The sequence below is a fragment of the Kitasatospora sp. SUK 42 genome, from assembly GCF_015776785.2.
In the GTDB taxonomy this organism is placed as follows: Bacteria; Actinomycetota; Actinomycetes; order Streptomycetales; family Streptomycetaceae; genus Kitasatospora.
Window position 1 is genome coordinate 191,108 of the sequence record NZ_LFMD02000007.1, and the last position, 14,627, is coordinate 205,734.

Annotated in this window: 12 protein-coding genes; 5 read left to right on the forward strand and 7 right to left on the reverse strand. The window is 68.5% G+C overall.

The window, feature by feature from the left end; genetic code table 11:
* Positions 1-31 precede the first annotated feature (31 nt).
* From RZ50_RS22595 to RZ50_RS22605, 3 genes are all read right to left on the reverse strand, one after another.
* Positions 32-382, reverse strand: coding sequence for a calmodulin (locus RZ50_RS22595; RefSeq protein WP_217680767.1), 351 nt, complete (start codon positions 380-382; stop codon positions 32-34).
* Positions 383-571: 189 nt separating this feature from the next.
* The gene (locus RZ50_RS22600; protein WP_217680768.1) at positions 572-889 is read right to left on the reverse strand and encodes a hypothetical protein; all 318 of its coding nucleotides are present in this window, start codon (positions 887-889) and stop codon (positions 572-574) included.
* A gap of 255 nt (positions 890-1,144) precedes the next feature.
* Positions 1,145-2,083 carry a hypothetical protein gene (locus tag RZ50_RS22605; RefSeq protein WP_217680769.1) on the reverse strand — a complete coding sequence of 313 codons (939 nt, stop codon included), beginning with the start codon at positions 2,081-2,083 and terminating at the stop codon, positions 1,145-1,147.
* A 457-nt stretch (positions 2,084-2,540) separates the two neighbouring features.
* Between RZ50_RS22605 and RZ50_RS29415 the strand changes: the two genes are divergently transcribed.
* Positions 2,541-2,819, forward strand: a complete 279-nt coding sequence (locus RZ50_RS29415; RefSeq protein WP_254803018.1) for an alpha/beta fold hydrolase — start codon at positions 2,541-2,543, stop codon at positions 2,817-2,819.
* Positions 2,820-2,924: 105 nt separating this feature from the next.
* Here RZ50_RS29415 and RZ50_RS22615 read toward each other — a convergent pair whose 3' ends face one another.
* Together RZ50_RS22615 and RZ50_RS22620 are read right to left on the reverse strand one after the other, a co-directional pair.
* Entirely contained in the window at positions 2,925-3,401 is a 477-nt protein-coding gene (locus tag RZ50_RS22615) for an RICIN domain-containing protein (protein WP_217680771.1), read from the reverse strand.
* Between the two features lie 436 nt (positions 3,402-3,837).
* Complete coding sequence (locus RZ50_RS22620) at positions 3,838-4,653, reverse strand: pyridoxal-phosphate dependent enzyme (RefSeq protein ID WP_217680773.1); 816 nt, start codon at positions 4,651-4,653, stop codon at positions 3,838-3,840.
* 213 nt (positions 4,654-4,866) lie between these two features.
* Between RZ50_RS22620 and RZ50_RS22625 the strand changes: the two genes are divergently transcribed.
* The 3 genes from RZ50_RS22625 to RZ50_RS22635 all read left to right on the forward strand — a co-directional run bounded on the left by RZ50_RS22625 (position 4,867) and on the right by RZ50_RS22635 (position 7,476).
* Complete coding sequence (locus RZ50_RS22625; protein WP_217680774.1) at positions 4,867-5,556, forward strand: SDR family NAD(P)-dependent oxidoreductase; 690 nt, start codon at positions 4,867-4,869, stop codon at positions 5,554-5,556.
* Between the two features lie 310 nt (positions 5,557-5,866).
* Complete coding sequence (locus RZ50_RS22630; RefSeq protein WP_217680775.1) at positions 5,867-6,877, forward strand: hypothetical protein; 1,011 nt, start codon at positions 5,867-5,869, stop codon at positions 6,875-6,877.
* A 71-nt stretch (positions 6,878-6,948) separates the two neighbouring features.
* Positions 6,949-7,476: a GNAT family N-acetyltransferase gene (locus RZ50_RS22635; protein WP_217680776.1), complete on the forward strand. Its 528-nt coding sequence runs from the start codon at positions 6,949-6,951 to the stop codon at positions 7,474-7,476.
* Between the two features lie 258 nt (positions 7,477-7,734).
* On the opposite strand, the gene RZ50_RS22640 is transcribed toward RZ50_RS22635, so the two are convergent.
* Entirely contained in the window at positions 7,735-9,318 is a 1,584-nt protein-coding gene (locus RZ50_RS22640) for a trypsin-like serine protease (RefSeq protein ID WP_217680777.1), read from the reverse strand.
* Positions 9,319-10,034: 716 nt separating this feature from the next.
* Positions 10,035-10,502, reverse strand: coding sequence for a hypothetical protein (locus tag RZ50_RS22645; protein WP_254803020.1), 468 nt, complete (start codon positions 10,500-10,502; stop codon positions 10,035-10,037).
* 522 nt (positions 10,503-11,024) lie between these two features.
* Between RZ50_RS22645 and RZ50_RS22650 the strand changes: the two genes are divergently transcribed.
* Complete coding sequence (locus tag RZ50_RS22650) at positions 11,025-14,627, forward strand: ALF repeat-containing protein (protein ID WP_217680778.1); 3,603 nt, start codon at positions 11,025-11,027, stop codon at positions 14,625-14,627.

The window sequence follows — 14,627 nt, forward strand, 5'->3', positions numbered from 1 at the left end:
CACGTGGGCCGGTGCGGTGTTACGGGTGCGCTCAGCTGTCGAGCTCGCGGGTGATCTTCGAGCGGGCGGGCGCCCAGATGTTGCCCGGCAGGAAGCCCTCCTGGCCGACGTCGTCCAGCTGCATCGCGACGTAGTGCGCCGAGGCGTCGCAGTCGTCGTCCGCCTCGTGGAAGAACGTGATGCTGCCGGGATCCAGGTGGAAGTTCCACTCCGGGTTGTGGTCCGCTTTCTCCGCGACGACCCGGCCCTGGACGTGCACCTTGGAGTCCTCGATCCCCGTCAGGATGTCCCGGGCCTGCCGGATCTTCTCCTCATCGTCGAGCTGGAAGATGAACTCGTCATCGTTCGGGGCTGCTTCGAGGCCGAAACGGGCGGTCGCCATGGTGCGCTCCTGTGCGAGTCCTGGTCACGGGATTCCGTCGGATCCGGACAGTAGTGCAGCATCCGTTCCGAGATCACGGACCAGCCCGAAACACCACCCGAGCGGGGGAACCGGCCAGTTCGACGGCGCCCGCCTCGCGGAACGAGCCCCCTCCTTGGTGGAGGGGGCTCGTTGGTTCTGTTCTTCAGGTCAGGAATTCGTCTCACAGATCGCGTAGGCCTGGATCGTCCCGTTGTGGGCCTTGGCCACCCAGGACTTCTGGTCGGCCTCGGAGGGGGTGTTGGTGTCCACCGTGTCCGCGGGGCTGCCGCCATAGGTGTAGACGGGCTGCCAGTGGTACCCGCCGCCGATCAGGTGGGTGCCGCTCGGACAGGTGGCCCTCGACGGCTGGCCCGGCTGGCTCACGGGCCCGGCAACCACCTGCGTGGTCGTCGCAGCAGCGGTCGTGGCGGTGGCCAGCCCGAACGACGTGGCGGCGAGCAGAGCGCCGGCCACAGCGACTCCCACTCGCAGGCTCTTTCGAATACGCATGGTTCTCCCAACTCGAAGCGCCCAGGATCGAGCGTTGCGCATCGGAAGCTATGGCAGCAGGGACCGGTTCGGGTGCGGAACAGGTCCGTGATCACCCGAAGGAGGGCATGGATTGGGGAGGTTGATCGGATTCGGCCCCTCGCTCCGCCGAGCGAGGGGCCGATGGGCTGCCGGAGCTGGTCCGGCGAGCTGTGCGCTGCGGTGTGCGCACGATCGTGGGGTCGGGACGCTCTAGCCGTGCGTCACGCACTTGTTGGCGCTGTTGGACCACAGGCCCTGGAGGTCGAACGTGCCGGTGCTCAGGGTGACGTAGGCGTCGAGGTTGACGCACTCGTCGCCGATCTCACCGCCGCCGCCGTTCCAGCCGATGCTGGGCCAGAAGTCGGTGACGGTCTCGGCGTACTCGTGGGTCTCCGTGGACTCGATACCGGAGAGCAGCCGCCCGTCGGTGAACGTGGTGCAGGCACCGGCCCCGTTGTCCGGGATGTACGGCAGGTTGGTGTAGGCCAGGGTGCCGTACGCGCTGCTGGTCTTGTCGTGCCAGGCGCAGAAGCCGGAGTTGGGGAACCCGTCCGGGTGGGTGCCCGTGGGCGAGACGACCACGTACTGGGCGTTGAGGTTGGGCGCCTGGGCGGTGTTGCCGAAGTGGGCGGCGGCCTTGCCCGCCTCGGCGGCGATCTGGGCGGCGGTCGCGTTGGCGGGCTCGGCGGCGGAGTTGTCGAACCAGACGCCGGCCAGCGGGGAGGACGCCGGGTGCTGGACGTGGATGCCCTGGGTGCCGCAGGTGGCGGTGCCCTTGGCCACGCCCTCGCAGTACTGGGAGAGGATGGTGCCCCAGGTGTCCTGGCCGCCGTACAGGCCCTTGAACATCTTCTGCATGTCGGTGGCCACCCCGGCAGGGTCGGAGGACCACTGCGAACCCCAGAAGACCAGGTAGACCTTCGGTGTCGGGGACACCACGCCCTGGGTGGCGGCGGAGCCCACCTTCAGCGTGTTGTTCGTGCCGGCCGCCCGCTGTCCTGCGGCGGTGGGGTGGAGCGGCTTGGCCCCGAAGTGGGCGGTTGCCGGGGCGGGTTGCGCCTCGGCTCCGGTCGCCAGCGAGGTGGTGCCGAAAGCGGCCAGGGCCAGCGCGGTCAGGGTGGTGGCGGCGGCCTTCAACGGCTTGCGCATGCGTCTGCTCCCGAGTGTGAGGGTGTGGGAGGGGCGTACGGGCGTTGCTTGGAGCCCCGACACCACACCAGCCCGCCGGTCGGTTCGTCCAGATGCGCGAACACGGGGTCAGGAAGTCTTTGCCATGCCCATACCAGGCCCTTGTACGGTGCGCGGCGACACCGCCGGGGACCGTCGACCGCGCGGGAGCATGGGTGAATGAGTGTCAGCTTCAGTGCCCTGAACCGCGTGACGACGCCCGATCTCGACATCGCGTACGAGCAGGCGGGCGAGCGCACCCCGGAGGCGGGCGTGCCGGTGATCCTGCTGCACTGATTCCCGTACGACGTCCGGGCGTTCGACGAGGTCGCGGCCCGGCTGGCGGCGCGCGGCAGGTTCGTACTGGCGCCCTACCTGAGGGGCCGGCAAGGCCTTCGCCGCGTCGGCGGCCGGCCTGCACAACCCGGACTTCGTCGACGTGGCGGTCCACTCCTACCGGCACCGGTACGGCCTGATGCCGGGCGATCCGCGTCACCAGCCGCTGGAGGACCTGCTCGCCGGCCGGCCGCCGATCACGGTGCCTTCGGTCGTGCTCGTCAGCGAGGACAACGGCGTGATCCCACCCGCCGACCAGCGGAGCACCGACCGCTTCACCGGCCCGTGCGAGCTCAGGCCCCTGCCCGGGGTGGGCCACAACGTCCCGCAGGAGGCGCCGGACGCCTTCGCCGAGGCGGTCCTGAGCCTGCCGCCCCGCTGAAGCGCGACACCCGGCGCGGCCGCTGAGTGCCTACTTCCCAACCTCGGCCACCGAACGGGCCCGGCGAGTGCGCCGGGCCCGTTCACCGTGGGAAGGCTGGTTCCTTTACAGCAGGTGCCACCGCTGGTCGAGGTTGTCGGTCTTGGGCTCCAGGGTGACCACCAGGCCGGCGCCGTGCGCCTCCAGGACCTCGTTCGGGAGGTCCACGCTCTCGATGAGGAGGGCGTGGATCTGCCTGCTTTCCCTCAGATCCCAGGTCTGGCCTTCGGCTCCGGGGCGGCACGCGTCCACCCGCACGGGCTGCCCGTCACCCTCGGCGGTGAGACACGGCGCACCGGGCAGGTTGCTGGAGCGGATCGTGAAGGTACGGGAGGGCGTCTCGCTGAACACCCACTCGTGCGCGTCCCCGACGATCACCGTGCCGTCGGGCGCCGGGCTGAGGTAGCCGTCGTACAGCACCGGCCTCACCTTGTCGGTGAACTCCGTGGGCTGGGCTGAGGCCGTGGGCGCGGTGGCCGTGATGGCGCCGGTGAGGAAGCAGGCCGTGGCGACGGCCAGCGCGATCTTGCCAGTCTTCGGCATGTCGCCTTCCCTTTCGCTGAATTGGTCACAGGTAGTTCCTGAGACGCCCACGAATCATCTTGGGGCCGCCAGTGTCACCGAGCCAGGGGAAGTCGGGACGTCCTACCTTTACGAGTGAAAAGCCACGCCACGGGGTTTGTTTCATGCCCGGCCGAACGAGTGACGTAAGGCGCGGTCCGCTTGCCACAACCAGCCATCATCCCAAGGGTGTTGAGCTCCGGGCGCCAGCCGAGCGGCGACCGCTCCCCCGGCCCCCGCGTTGGTCCGGGGTGCCGGGGGCCGTCCTCCCCGAGACCCGGCGAACCCGCTCCGGGATGCCGGCGAACAGGGGCCGTTCGACAATCGGCCGGAGCAGGAAGTCGGACCCGCCGACTTCCTGCTCCTCCAACTCCTCCGGTCGGCGGCGGGCCGATGCACCGCGCGTCCTCTTCGCCCATCAGCGCGCGGCCGGTTGGCCGACCAGGTCGGACGGGTCGGTGTTGGCGCCGCAGAGCACGACGCAGACCTTCTCCCCGGGAGCGGGGCGGTACCTTCCCGGGAGACCGCTCAGGGCCGCCAACGCAGTTGCGGCGCCGTGTTCGACGACGATGCGGCGGTCGTCCCACAGGGCCTGGCGGGCGCGGACGATCTCGGCGTCCGGCACCAGCACGGAGTGGGCGCCGTCCTGCTGGGCAGCGTGCAGGGCGGAGGCGGAGGCGCGGCGGGCGCCGACCGAGACCACCACGGTGTCCAGGCCCGGGATCCGGCTGCGGATCTCCTCCAGCAGTGTGCGGGCCCCGGCCGCGATCAGCGGATGATCGTAGGCGTGCGCGGCGAGCGCCCCGGTGGCGGCCGTGAACTCCTCGCAGGCGGCCAGGGCTTCGGCGTACTCCGAACCGACCAGCCGCACCTCGGCGCCGTAGCCGCGGAGCCTGGCCACCTTCACCGCCGGGGCGGTGGTGGGCAGGAAGACCGTTGCGCGCACACCCTGTTGGCGGGCCGCCCAAGCGCACGCCAGTCCGGCGTTGCCTCCGGAGGCGATGGTGACCCCCGCGTCGGGGAGAGCGCCGGTCTCCCGATGGGCCTGGAGGAAGTTCTGGGCGCCACGGGCCTTGAACGACCCGGTGTGCTGCATGAATTCGAGCGCCAGCCACAGCTCACCGGGCTGCTCGGGCCACTCGGGCCACTCGCCCGAGGTCAGGGCAACGGGTCGGATGCGTCCGGCGATCCGGTCGGTGGCGGCTTTGACGTCCCCGTAGGCGAGTTGGTGCACTTCATTGCTCCTGCCTGCCGATAGAGCGATCAGGTGATGAGCCTGCCCATGATGGCCAGGCTCAGGAAGGGGGCGGGCTCCCTCGCTCCCGGCCACACCTCCTCCCCGGCGAGCCGCCTTGCTCGGCAGGCCGGTTGGCAGTCGATCATTGGCAGTATCAACCCTGCCGAAAAGCACTGGTGGATCACATCACCCCGGAGAGAGGCTGCGCCCATGACGACAACTCTGATCACCGGAGCCAACAAGGGCCTCGGGTACGAGACCGCCCGCCGCCTGATCGCCGCGGGCCACACCGTCTACGTCGGAGCGCGCAACGTCGAGCGCGGCACGGCGGCCGCAGCCGAGCTCGGCGCCCGCTTCGTACAGCTCGACGTCACCGACGACGCGTCGGTCGCCGCCGCCGTGGCCACCGTCGAGGCCGACGGCGGCCTGGACGTCCTGGTCAACAACGCCGGGATCGAGGTGCGTTCGCCGGAGGGCGGGATCATCGGCGCCGGGGACCTGACCGCCGACGTGATGCGCGAGGTGTTCGAGACCAACGTCTTCGGCCTCGTCCGGGTGACCCACGCCTTCCTGCCGCTGCTGGAGCGCTCCGCCGCGCCGGTCGTGGTCAACGTCAGCAGCGGCCTCGCCTCCCTCGCCCTGGCCGGCAAGGCGTACCCGGGAGCCGCCTACCCGGCCTCCAAGACCACCGTCAACATGCTGACCGTCCAGTTCGCCAGGGCGTTCCCGCAGATGCGGATCAACGCCGTCGAACCCGGCTACACCGCCACCGACCTGAACCGCCACGAGGGCACCCAGACCGTCGAACAGGGCGCTGAGATCATCGTACGGATGGCCCAGTTGGGCCCGGACGGCCCCACCGGCGGCTACGTCGGCGCGCAGGGCCCCCTGCCCTGGTAGGCGCACCCACTTCCATCCTTCGGCTGGTGGGGGCCAAGGCCCACCAGACCGCGGTCATCCGGCGGGCCTACGCTCGTGATCCGGCCTCCCCTGCGCGGGGGAGCCGGATGATCCGTGGGACGGAGGCGGTCGGGACTGGCGACGGAGAGTCTCGAAGCATCGTCAGTCCGGATGCATGGGGGTCACCGTGGTTGTTCCTGCGAACTCGGAGGCAGGCGGCGTTCCCAAGCCGTCGGCCGCGAACCCGAGGCGAACGTCGTGGTGGCGGCGATGGCCCCTGTGGGCCCCGATGGCCGCCGCATCATGGGGCGTGTTGTACGCCGCTTTCGAGGTCACGTGGGCGGCGGCGGGCATCACCGTGCCGTGGAAGGAGCACTCCTCGTACGCGCCGGCGGTCCAGCTCCTCCTGGCAGCCCTCGCCGTCCTGGCCGGCGGGGCCTGCCTGGCCAGCACCCGAACGCTTGCCAGGCCTGGCCGGGCCGTGGTGGCGACGGTGTTGGTCGTGACGATCCCGGTGTTCGTCGTCGGGACGAACGGCCTGCCGATCTACTTCGTGACGCTGGTGACGCTCTCGGGCTTCGAGAGCACCACCGGTCTGACTCAGGTGCTGTTGAACACGGTCGGCGCCGCGCTCCTGCTCCTCGTCGGACTGTCGTACCGCCGACGGCTGCGCGGCGACTGCCCGCGATGCGGGCGCCCGCACGCCGGCACCAGCGACGGCCCACTCGCTCACCCCGCCGTCTCCCCCGCTCCGAAGCGGACCCGCACGGCGGTGTACCTGCTCATGTGCGGGCTTCTGCCGTGGGCAGGAGTAAAGACCATCTGGACGCTGGGCGGCGACGCACTCGGCGTCTCGGCCGACGCTTGGCAGAGGACGACGAGCCTCGGCGCGTCGGGGCCCGCGAAGGCGGCCGCGGCGGCGGGGATCGACGTGACCGTACTGGCCGCGATGGTCGGGGTGTTCCTGCTGCTGGGTCTGCTGTACACGTGGGGCCAGGTCTTCCCCCGCTGGACGCTGGTCCTGTCCGGACGACGGGTCCCGCGCCTGCTGCCGTTGATCCCGGCCTTGCTGACCGGCATCCCCCTGACGATGTACGGGGCCGTCCTCGTCATCATGGCCCCGCTCATCGCCACCGGCGTGCTGCCCCCGATCGAGCCGTCCGCGCCGTTCACCACCAGCTCGGGGATCACCTGGATGGTCGAATTCGGCGGCCTGGCGTTCGCCGGTCTGGGCATCGGCCTCGTCGTGGCCGCCCGCTCCTACGCCGCCCGCACCCACCCCGTCTGTACCGGTGCCACGGCAACGGCGCGGCCCGAGTAGTCGCCACCTACGACGTTGAGATCGAAGAAATCGCGCGAGGCACTCGGCGTGCTTCGTCGAGGATGGTCGCCATGACCCACGTGATCGAATCCCCTCGTGCCGACGACGCCGCCTCCCTGGGCCCGCTGCAGTTGAAGGTCTGGCTACAGACGTATCCCTGCGCGGACGCGGGGATCGACGAGACCTGGATCCGTGAGCACCGCGGCGCCTCCGCCACCGCGGAGGGAATCGCCCAGTGGCGAGAGTTCATCGAGGCGACGAAGACGCAGCCGGACCAGCTGTTCTGCCGCGTCGTCCGCTCCGGGACGGAGATCGTCGGCTTCCTCTGCGGCCGCCGGGACGAGGTGGTCACCCTCGGGCCGATGTACTTGCTGGACGAAGCCCAAGGCCGAGGCGTCGGAGGCCGATTGATGGATGAGTTCCTCACCTGGGCGGGATGCGCGCCTATGCGCCTGTGGGTCACCGACTACAACGAGCGCGCGATCCGCTTCTATCAACGCTACGGATTCAAGGCCACGGGCGAGCGAGAGCTCTGGCGGGGGAAACTGCCGAACATGCGCATGGTCCGCCATGCGACATCGAGCGGCAACCCCGACTGAACCGGCACGGGACCAGATCTCCCGGGGCCGGACAAGACTTTCGTCGAGAAGACCACACTGCCCCGGTGGCCCTTCGCTCCAGGGAGCGAAGGGCCACCGCTCTCTCATCAGCCGGTCACCCCCTGGCCGAGGAGTCGCCGACAGGCCCGCCACCGTGTGGGAGCCCGCCTCCTCGTGGGCGAGGTGCGGGGCGGAATACGGATGCGGCCCGCCCTGCGCGGCGCAGGGCGGGCCGCAGGGCCGGCCGAGGTGAGGCCGTCAGCCGGTGGTCGCACCGGCGATGCTCTGGATGGAGCTGCTGGCGATGCGGTAGAAGGTGGTCCAGTTGCCGTCGGCCTTCTTGTCGGCGGTCCAGATCTCGTCCATGCTTCCGATCACGAACAGGCGTGTGGTGTCGCCGATCGTCGTCGCCGCGACCTGCTTGATGCCGCCGGTGTTCGGGACGGCTCCGAAGGTGGACCAGGGGCCGTTGTCGGTGCTTTCGGTGGTCCAGACCTTCCGGTCCTCGCCGACGGCGAACAGGCGCACGGTGTTCCCGGCGGCGGTGACGGCGATGTGCTGGATGCCACTGCTGGGCACGGCCACGAACGGGGTCCAGGTACCAGCGGTGTAGTCGCCGGTGGTGGTCCAGATCTGGCTGTCGCCACCGATCACGAAGAGGCGCACGGTGTTGCCGACGGTGGTCGCCGCGACCTGCTTGATGGCGCTGGTGGGCAGCGGATCGAACTTGGTCCAGCCGCCGGCGGCGTAGTCGCCGGCCGCGGTGTAGACCCGATCGTCGCCGCCGACCGCGAACAGGCGCACGGTGTTGCCCATCGCGACGGCGGTCACCTGCTTGATGCCGCTGTTGTTCGGGACCACGTCGTAGGGGCTCCAGGTGCCGGTCGCGTAGTCGCCGGTGGTGGTCCAGATCCGCTTGTCGCCGCCGACCACGAACAGGCGCACCTTGTCGCCCATCGTGACGGCGCTGACCTGCTGGATGTCGTTCTTGCCCGGCACCGGGTTGAAGGTACCCCACGCGTTCTCCGTGTAGGCGCCGTCGTTCCCCCAGATCTGGTGGTCGTCGCCGACCGCGAAGAGTCGGCTCGTCAGACGCGACGTCTTCACCTGCTGCATCCAGCCGGCGAGGTCGTCGACGCGGCTGTTGAAGGCGCCGGTCCGGGTCTCGGTGGCCGGAGTGCCCAGGCAACCGCCCTGCCAGGAACGGGACGCCACGGCGACCAGCTCGGCCTTGCCGTTGGTCTCGCGGATCACCGGGGCGCCGGTGTCGCCCTTGCAGATCGCCGCGCCGCCGGTACCGGTGGTGCCGATGCCCGTCGGGCTCACCGTGTCGAGCGAGAACGCGCCGGTGTGGAGCTTGCCCGGCACCCACTCGTCCTTCGTCCGTCCGAACCCAGGCACCCGCAGCGTCTGCCCGGAGGTCGGGGCGGCGGTCGCCAGCGGCAGCGGGGCTATACCGTCGACGCCCGCGGTGAGACGGACCATCACCAGATCGCGGTCGGCGCGCGGCACCAACTCCGCCACCTGAACCGACTTGGCACCGATCGTGACAGTGGACTTCCACTTCGGCGCACCGGCCGCCAGCGCCTGCGGCTGCGCCGGGTCGTCGGAGAAGCAGGACGCGGCGGTGAGCACCCAACGGCGGTCCACCAGCGCGCCGGTGCAGGCGCGCAGGCTGTCACCGATGACGATCCGCGCGGTGTAGGCGTAGGTGTTGTCGGCGGCCGGATCACCGACCACGGCCTGAGCCGAAGGGATCGAAAGGGTGGCCAGCACGCCGGAAGCCGCAGCTGCCACCAGTACACCCGTCCGCCGGGAGCGGTTCTGGGCCTTGCGAGACATGGGAATTCCTCTGAGAAGTATGGATTGGTGACGCCCCGCCGGGCCTGGCCCCGTACGGTGGCCGAGAACAGTGGGACGTCGGTGAGGGCTGGAATCAGCCGATAGTGGCGGTGATGGCCTTGACGTTGGTGGCGCCGCCGGGGACCTCGCCCCACGGGTCCACGTTCCGTCGGCCTTGTTGTCGCATGTGTAGAAGTTGCCGTCGAGCCGGACACGAGGACATGCATGGCGTCGCCGTTGGCAACGCTGTCCACGACGGTCAGTGCACCGCTGGTGAAAAACAACCAACTACCAAGCCAGCGGCCCACCTTTCAGTCGAAGATGAACCGCTCGCTGCCTGAGCCGCCGACCTGCATGTGAAGGCCGGACTTGACCTCCTTCGTGCGATAGCGCAGGTCCTTCCCCCAGTCACCGAGGTCGTCAACACGGGAGCTGCATGCGCCAGCTCGGGCTCCGGAGGCGAGGGCGCCCAGGCAGTCACCCTGCTAGGAACACGGAGCTGCGGCCACCGGCTCGGCTTGCCGTTGACCTCCCGGAGGGCCGGGGCGCCAGTGCCACCTTTGCAGATCACCGCACTATCGCGGCCAAAGACAGCATGCCCGCCTATCGAGGGCGGGAAAGCGTGTTGAAGGGCAGAACGAACGTTCCTCGACCAAAGCGTCTGGAATCCAGAATGCTGCGACCTGAGCGCCACCGACGGAGCCTGCGGCGGATGATTACTTGGACGCGCGCAGTTCGAGGAGCGCGTGGTCACGGCCCTGGGGGTCCGCCGAATCGCCGACGGGGGTCCAAAGGTTCTTCTTCAACGGGAACGACTTGCTCGTCCCGTCCACAGTCATTTCCGCCGTCACGTCATAACTGTTCCCGCGGATCGAGTAGACCCGCGGAATTTCCATGCTAATGAACCCGCCAGAGCCGACGACACTGAAGCAGAAAGTGTTGTCCCGGCCGCGCTGCCAAACCTCGAGCTGATCGGTCCCGGCCTTGCACTCAGCCAAAGTGATGTGGCCGTCACCACGCTTCAGAACAATTCCTGAATCGTGCAGAATCTGATCAGCTGCCGGGTAGGAGAAATCCTCAACGGCAGGAGGCGGACTCTCGATGTCGGCACTGCTGGAAGCAAATACCCCAGCGGACGACGCCACTGCCAAGGCGCCAACAACTGCGACTGCAGCGGTGAGCATGCGATGCCCGTTCCTCATGATCCATCCCCATGGTGTCCGTTGTCGGAACTCGAACCGAATTCCCGACAATTATCCATTAATCCCGAGCGAACAATTCATTTGTCGATTGATCCCCCGGATCAGCACAGCCGACCCTCGACGCCCCAGCTGACGCGGCTTCGGCGACGGGAGGGCAGGCACCGCACATTAATACCACCCGAGCGAGGCTGGGGATACACGCCCAGCCCACCCATCTGGGCGCTTAACTATACTTTATGCACACAAACCGGACAAGGTTCTCCTTTTCTACTTCTTTGCCTGTTCATGGTGATGGCTTCATCGCCGAAACAGGCCGATCCGGATGCCAAGATCCACCCCTGAAGGCGGTGTTCGTGTGCGACGATCTGTCGCGCGCGATGCGCAGACACTTCGACCGTTGACAAACGAGTTGGAACTATGAAAATTTTCCGATCGGGACCTGGATCACCACGACCAGCGCTCCGCCACGCAGCTGCGGGTGCGGTCTCTGCATTGGCTCTGGCTGTGACCATCGCCAGCGCACCCCCAGTAGTGGCCGCAGAACCAGCTGGAGACGCTGGCGCGACATCTGCTGCCGGGCGTGCGAAGGTCCTGGAGGCCTGGCACACGTCGGGCCCAGCCGCAAAGGCAGCCGCTGAAGCTGCACTTGTCGGCGCGGAGGAGGACATCAACCGCTTCCTCCAGGCCGGCCTTCAGGCTGCCCAGGCCGAGGATGACCGTCTGTCGGTCCTCCGAATGATGAACGGCAGCGACAAGGGTGTCCGGCAAGCGGCCTCCGCAGCTCTCGACAAGGGACCTGAGGAGATACGAAAGTTCCTGGAATCAGGCTGGCGGCAGCCAAGTGAAGAAGACCAGAGAGTAGCCGTCCTCCGCGCGATCAATTCCGGCGACCGGGCTGTCCAGGAAGCCGGACAGAAAGCTCTGGATGCCAGGACTCAGGAGGCTCTCGCCGCATTCCTCTCAAGCGGTCTGCAGAAGGCCCAGGAGGAAGATGAGCGGGTACAGGTCCTCCGCCTCATCAGTACCGGGGGTCCACAGGTACAAAAGGCGGCCCAGACTGCGATGGATGGCGGCTCGAAGGCCGTCAAGGAGTTCCTGGCGAACGGTCAGAGCCGCGCTATGGCGCAGGACCTCGAAGCAATGACCGTCGATCAGCTGGTGAACGCCGCCAAGCAGGCCGGTGTTCAGGCGAGGGCCGATACCGAGAAGGCAAAGGAGGCATCGGAACGAGCTAAGGACACCGCGCTTGCGGCCAAGCAGGCCGCTGAACGGGCTTCCGCCGAGGCTGCCCAGGCCAGTGGCTCGGCAGAACTCGCCTCGGGAGCCGCAGGCAGGGCCGCCGAGGCGGCTGAACGGGCCGCAGAAGCAGCTGGAACGGCAATCTCCGCAGCCAACTCGGCCGCCTCGGCGGCGCGGGTCGCCTCCAGGTCCGCGTCGGCTGCGGCCGCGGCAGCGGCTGCGGCCGGCCAGGCAGCCGCACGTGCCTACGAGGCGTCGAGCGCCGCCAAGAAGGACTCGGCGGAAGCCAAGAGGGCTCGGGAAGCGGCGACTGCTGCCCGTGACGCCTCGGCCAACGTCAATATCTCGATCCTCTCACTCACGGCGGCCCTGGCTTCTCTCGGCGACGCAATCCTGGCCACGCGGGCGGCCGCCAGCGCCGCCGCACACACCTCGGAGGCTGCGGCAGCTGCCTCCGAAGCGGCTTCGATGCGGGGGGTCTCGGAAGCGCAGTCCCGCCGCGCCAAGGAAGCGGCGATCAAGGCGCGTCAGGCCGCGGCCAACGCCTCGGCTGCGGCGAAGAGCGCGGAGACGTTCGCGAGCCAGGCTTCGACGGCGGCGCAGCAGGCCCGGGAGGCCGCCACGGCTTCCGCAGCTCATGCCGATGCGGCAGCCAAGGCCGCCGATGACGCAGCCGCCCACGCCGGTGAGAGCGGTGGCTGGGCCGATCAGGCGACCGCTAACGCCAACTCCGCAATCGCCGCGGCCAACAAGGCCTTCGAAGCCGCGCAGAAGGCCGGAACCGTCGAGTCCACCGCGAGGGAGACCGAGCAGGCCGAACTCGAGGCTGACCGCGACGACGCGATCAGGGCCGCTGAGAAGCTGAAGCAGCAGGACGACGCGCAGAAGCTCATTCTCGCCACGGACCGCGCCGAGGCGGTGAGGCAGGACCAGGAGACCAAGCAGCTCCTGGCCGACGCGACCGCTCCAGGTGTCGACCCGGCCAAGCAGTTGGTCAGCGGCCGGAAGGCAGCCGTGCACCTGCTCACAGTCGGCGGTATCTGGACTGCGCGCGCCGCGGAGACCGCCCTTTCAGGTTCTGAGGCGGACGTGCGGCAGTGGCTGGCCACCAACAGGGTGGTCGCAGCCGAGCAGGACGACCGGGCCAAGGTCGTGTATCTGGCCGAGACCAGTACGCCAGCAGTGAAGGCTGCAGCGGCAACGGTACTGAACGACACACCGCAGGCCCAGGCCGCATTCCTTGAGACCGGACAGCACCAACTGCAGATGGAGGACTACCGCTCCCAGGTGCTGCGGATCATGAACGAAGGCGGGAAGGCGGTCAAGGAGGCCGGCAGCGCGGCCATCGATGCCAAGACGGCCGTCGCACTGCGCGACTTCCTCGCAACCGGGCAGTTCCGTGCGCGTGAGGAGGACGACCGAAGTGATGTCCTCCGCCTCGTCTCGACCGGCGGCCCGAGGCTCCAGGCCGCCAGTCAAGTGGCACTGACCGCACCCGCGTCCACACTGCGCGACTTCGTCGCCTTCGCCCAATACCACGTGGCGAAGGAGGACTACGACAACGCGATCCATGTCGCCGAGGTCCGCCGGATGGTCGCGGAGGGCAAGAGCGCCGCAGCACTCGCCCAGCAGCAGGCCGCCGAAGCGGCCCAGGCAGCCGCAAACGCGAGGGGGGCCTCCGAGGAAGCCTCCTCCTACGCCGCCTCAGCGCGAACGTCCGCAACTCAGGCACGTACATCGGCGGACCAGGCCAGCGCCTCCGCGAAGGACGCCGAGCAGTCGGCGCAGAAGGCCGCCGAGTCTGCACAGCAGGCCCGAACGGCCTCGAATTCTGCCAACTCGTCGGCTCAGACGGCCTCAGCGGCCGAACGCCGGGCCGCGTCATCAGCTGCGCTTGCGCGCGTGTACGCCGAGCGCGCTCGTGCCTCGGCTGAGTCCGCGCGTCTTGCTGCCATTGAAGCGGGCAAGGACGCCGCGGAGGCGACACGCGTGGCGACCGAGGCATACCTCGGTGCGATTGAGCGCCTTAAGAAGGAAGAGGAAGCTCGACGAAAGTCTGAGGCGAATCCTCCGCCGAACGGGGGAGGTGGGACCGAGGTACCGCCAGCGGAAGAGCCCGGCGGGATCGAGGACCTTCGGTCCTACGAGAACGGTGCGCTTCTGGTCGTCTTCGACGGAACATGCTACCTCAATGGTGTAAGCCTGCCGACAAACAAGGACCGTGACTACTGCAACAGGGTTGCAGCCGGTCTCGATAAATGGGCCGGCGAGGTCAACCTCTCCATGCCGCAGCCGGGAATCAAGGATCTGCCGGCGAGCATTCTGGCCGGTTACTGCGAATATAAGAATCCCAGCCTCTTCGGCACCGACTACCCGAACCGCAACGTATGCGGGCCGGAACTGCGCAAGCAGCTAGACAAGACCATTCCGATCATCCCTTTGCTCGAATCAGGCATGGGCTCCGGGATGAAGAACATCCTCAAGCCGCTCACCCGGCGGATACCCATCCTGCGCGAGGCCCCGCCGTTGGCCGCAGTCGCCAACAACCGTGCTGCATTCGAGGCTTACAAGGACATCCTTCGCGCGGAGATGGCCAAGCCCTACGTGGAAGATCCGAAACTGGCGGAGATGGTGAATAAGCTCTACCGGGAGAATGCTACGATCGGCAGTGGGAGTACTGCGGCTGCCGTCCGGTGGGAGATGGTAAATGGCCGGGCTGTCGGCAGTCGCTGGCACTCCCAGAAGGCCAAGGACGCCATCTCCTTCTTCGAGAAATGGCTGACCAACAACCCGGCGGCCCGTGCGGGTGACAGGGCCGCAGCGGAAAACCTGATTCGCGATATGCGAAATGCACTGGAAGGGCGTTGA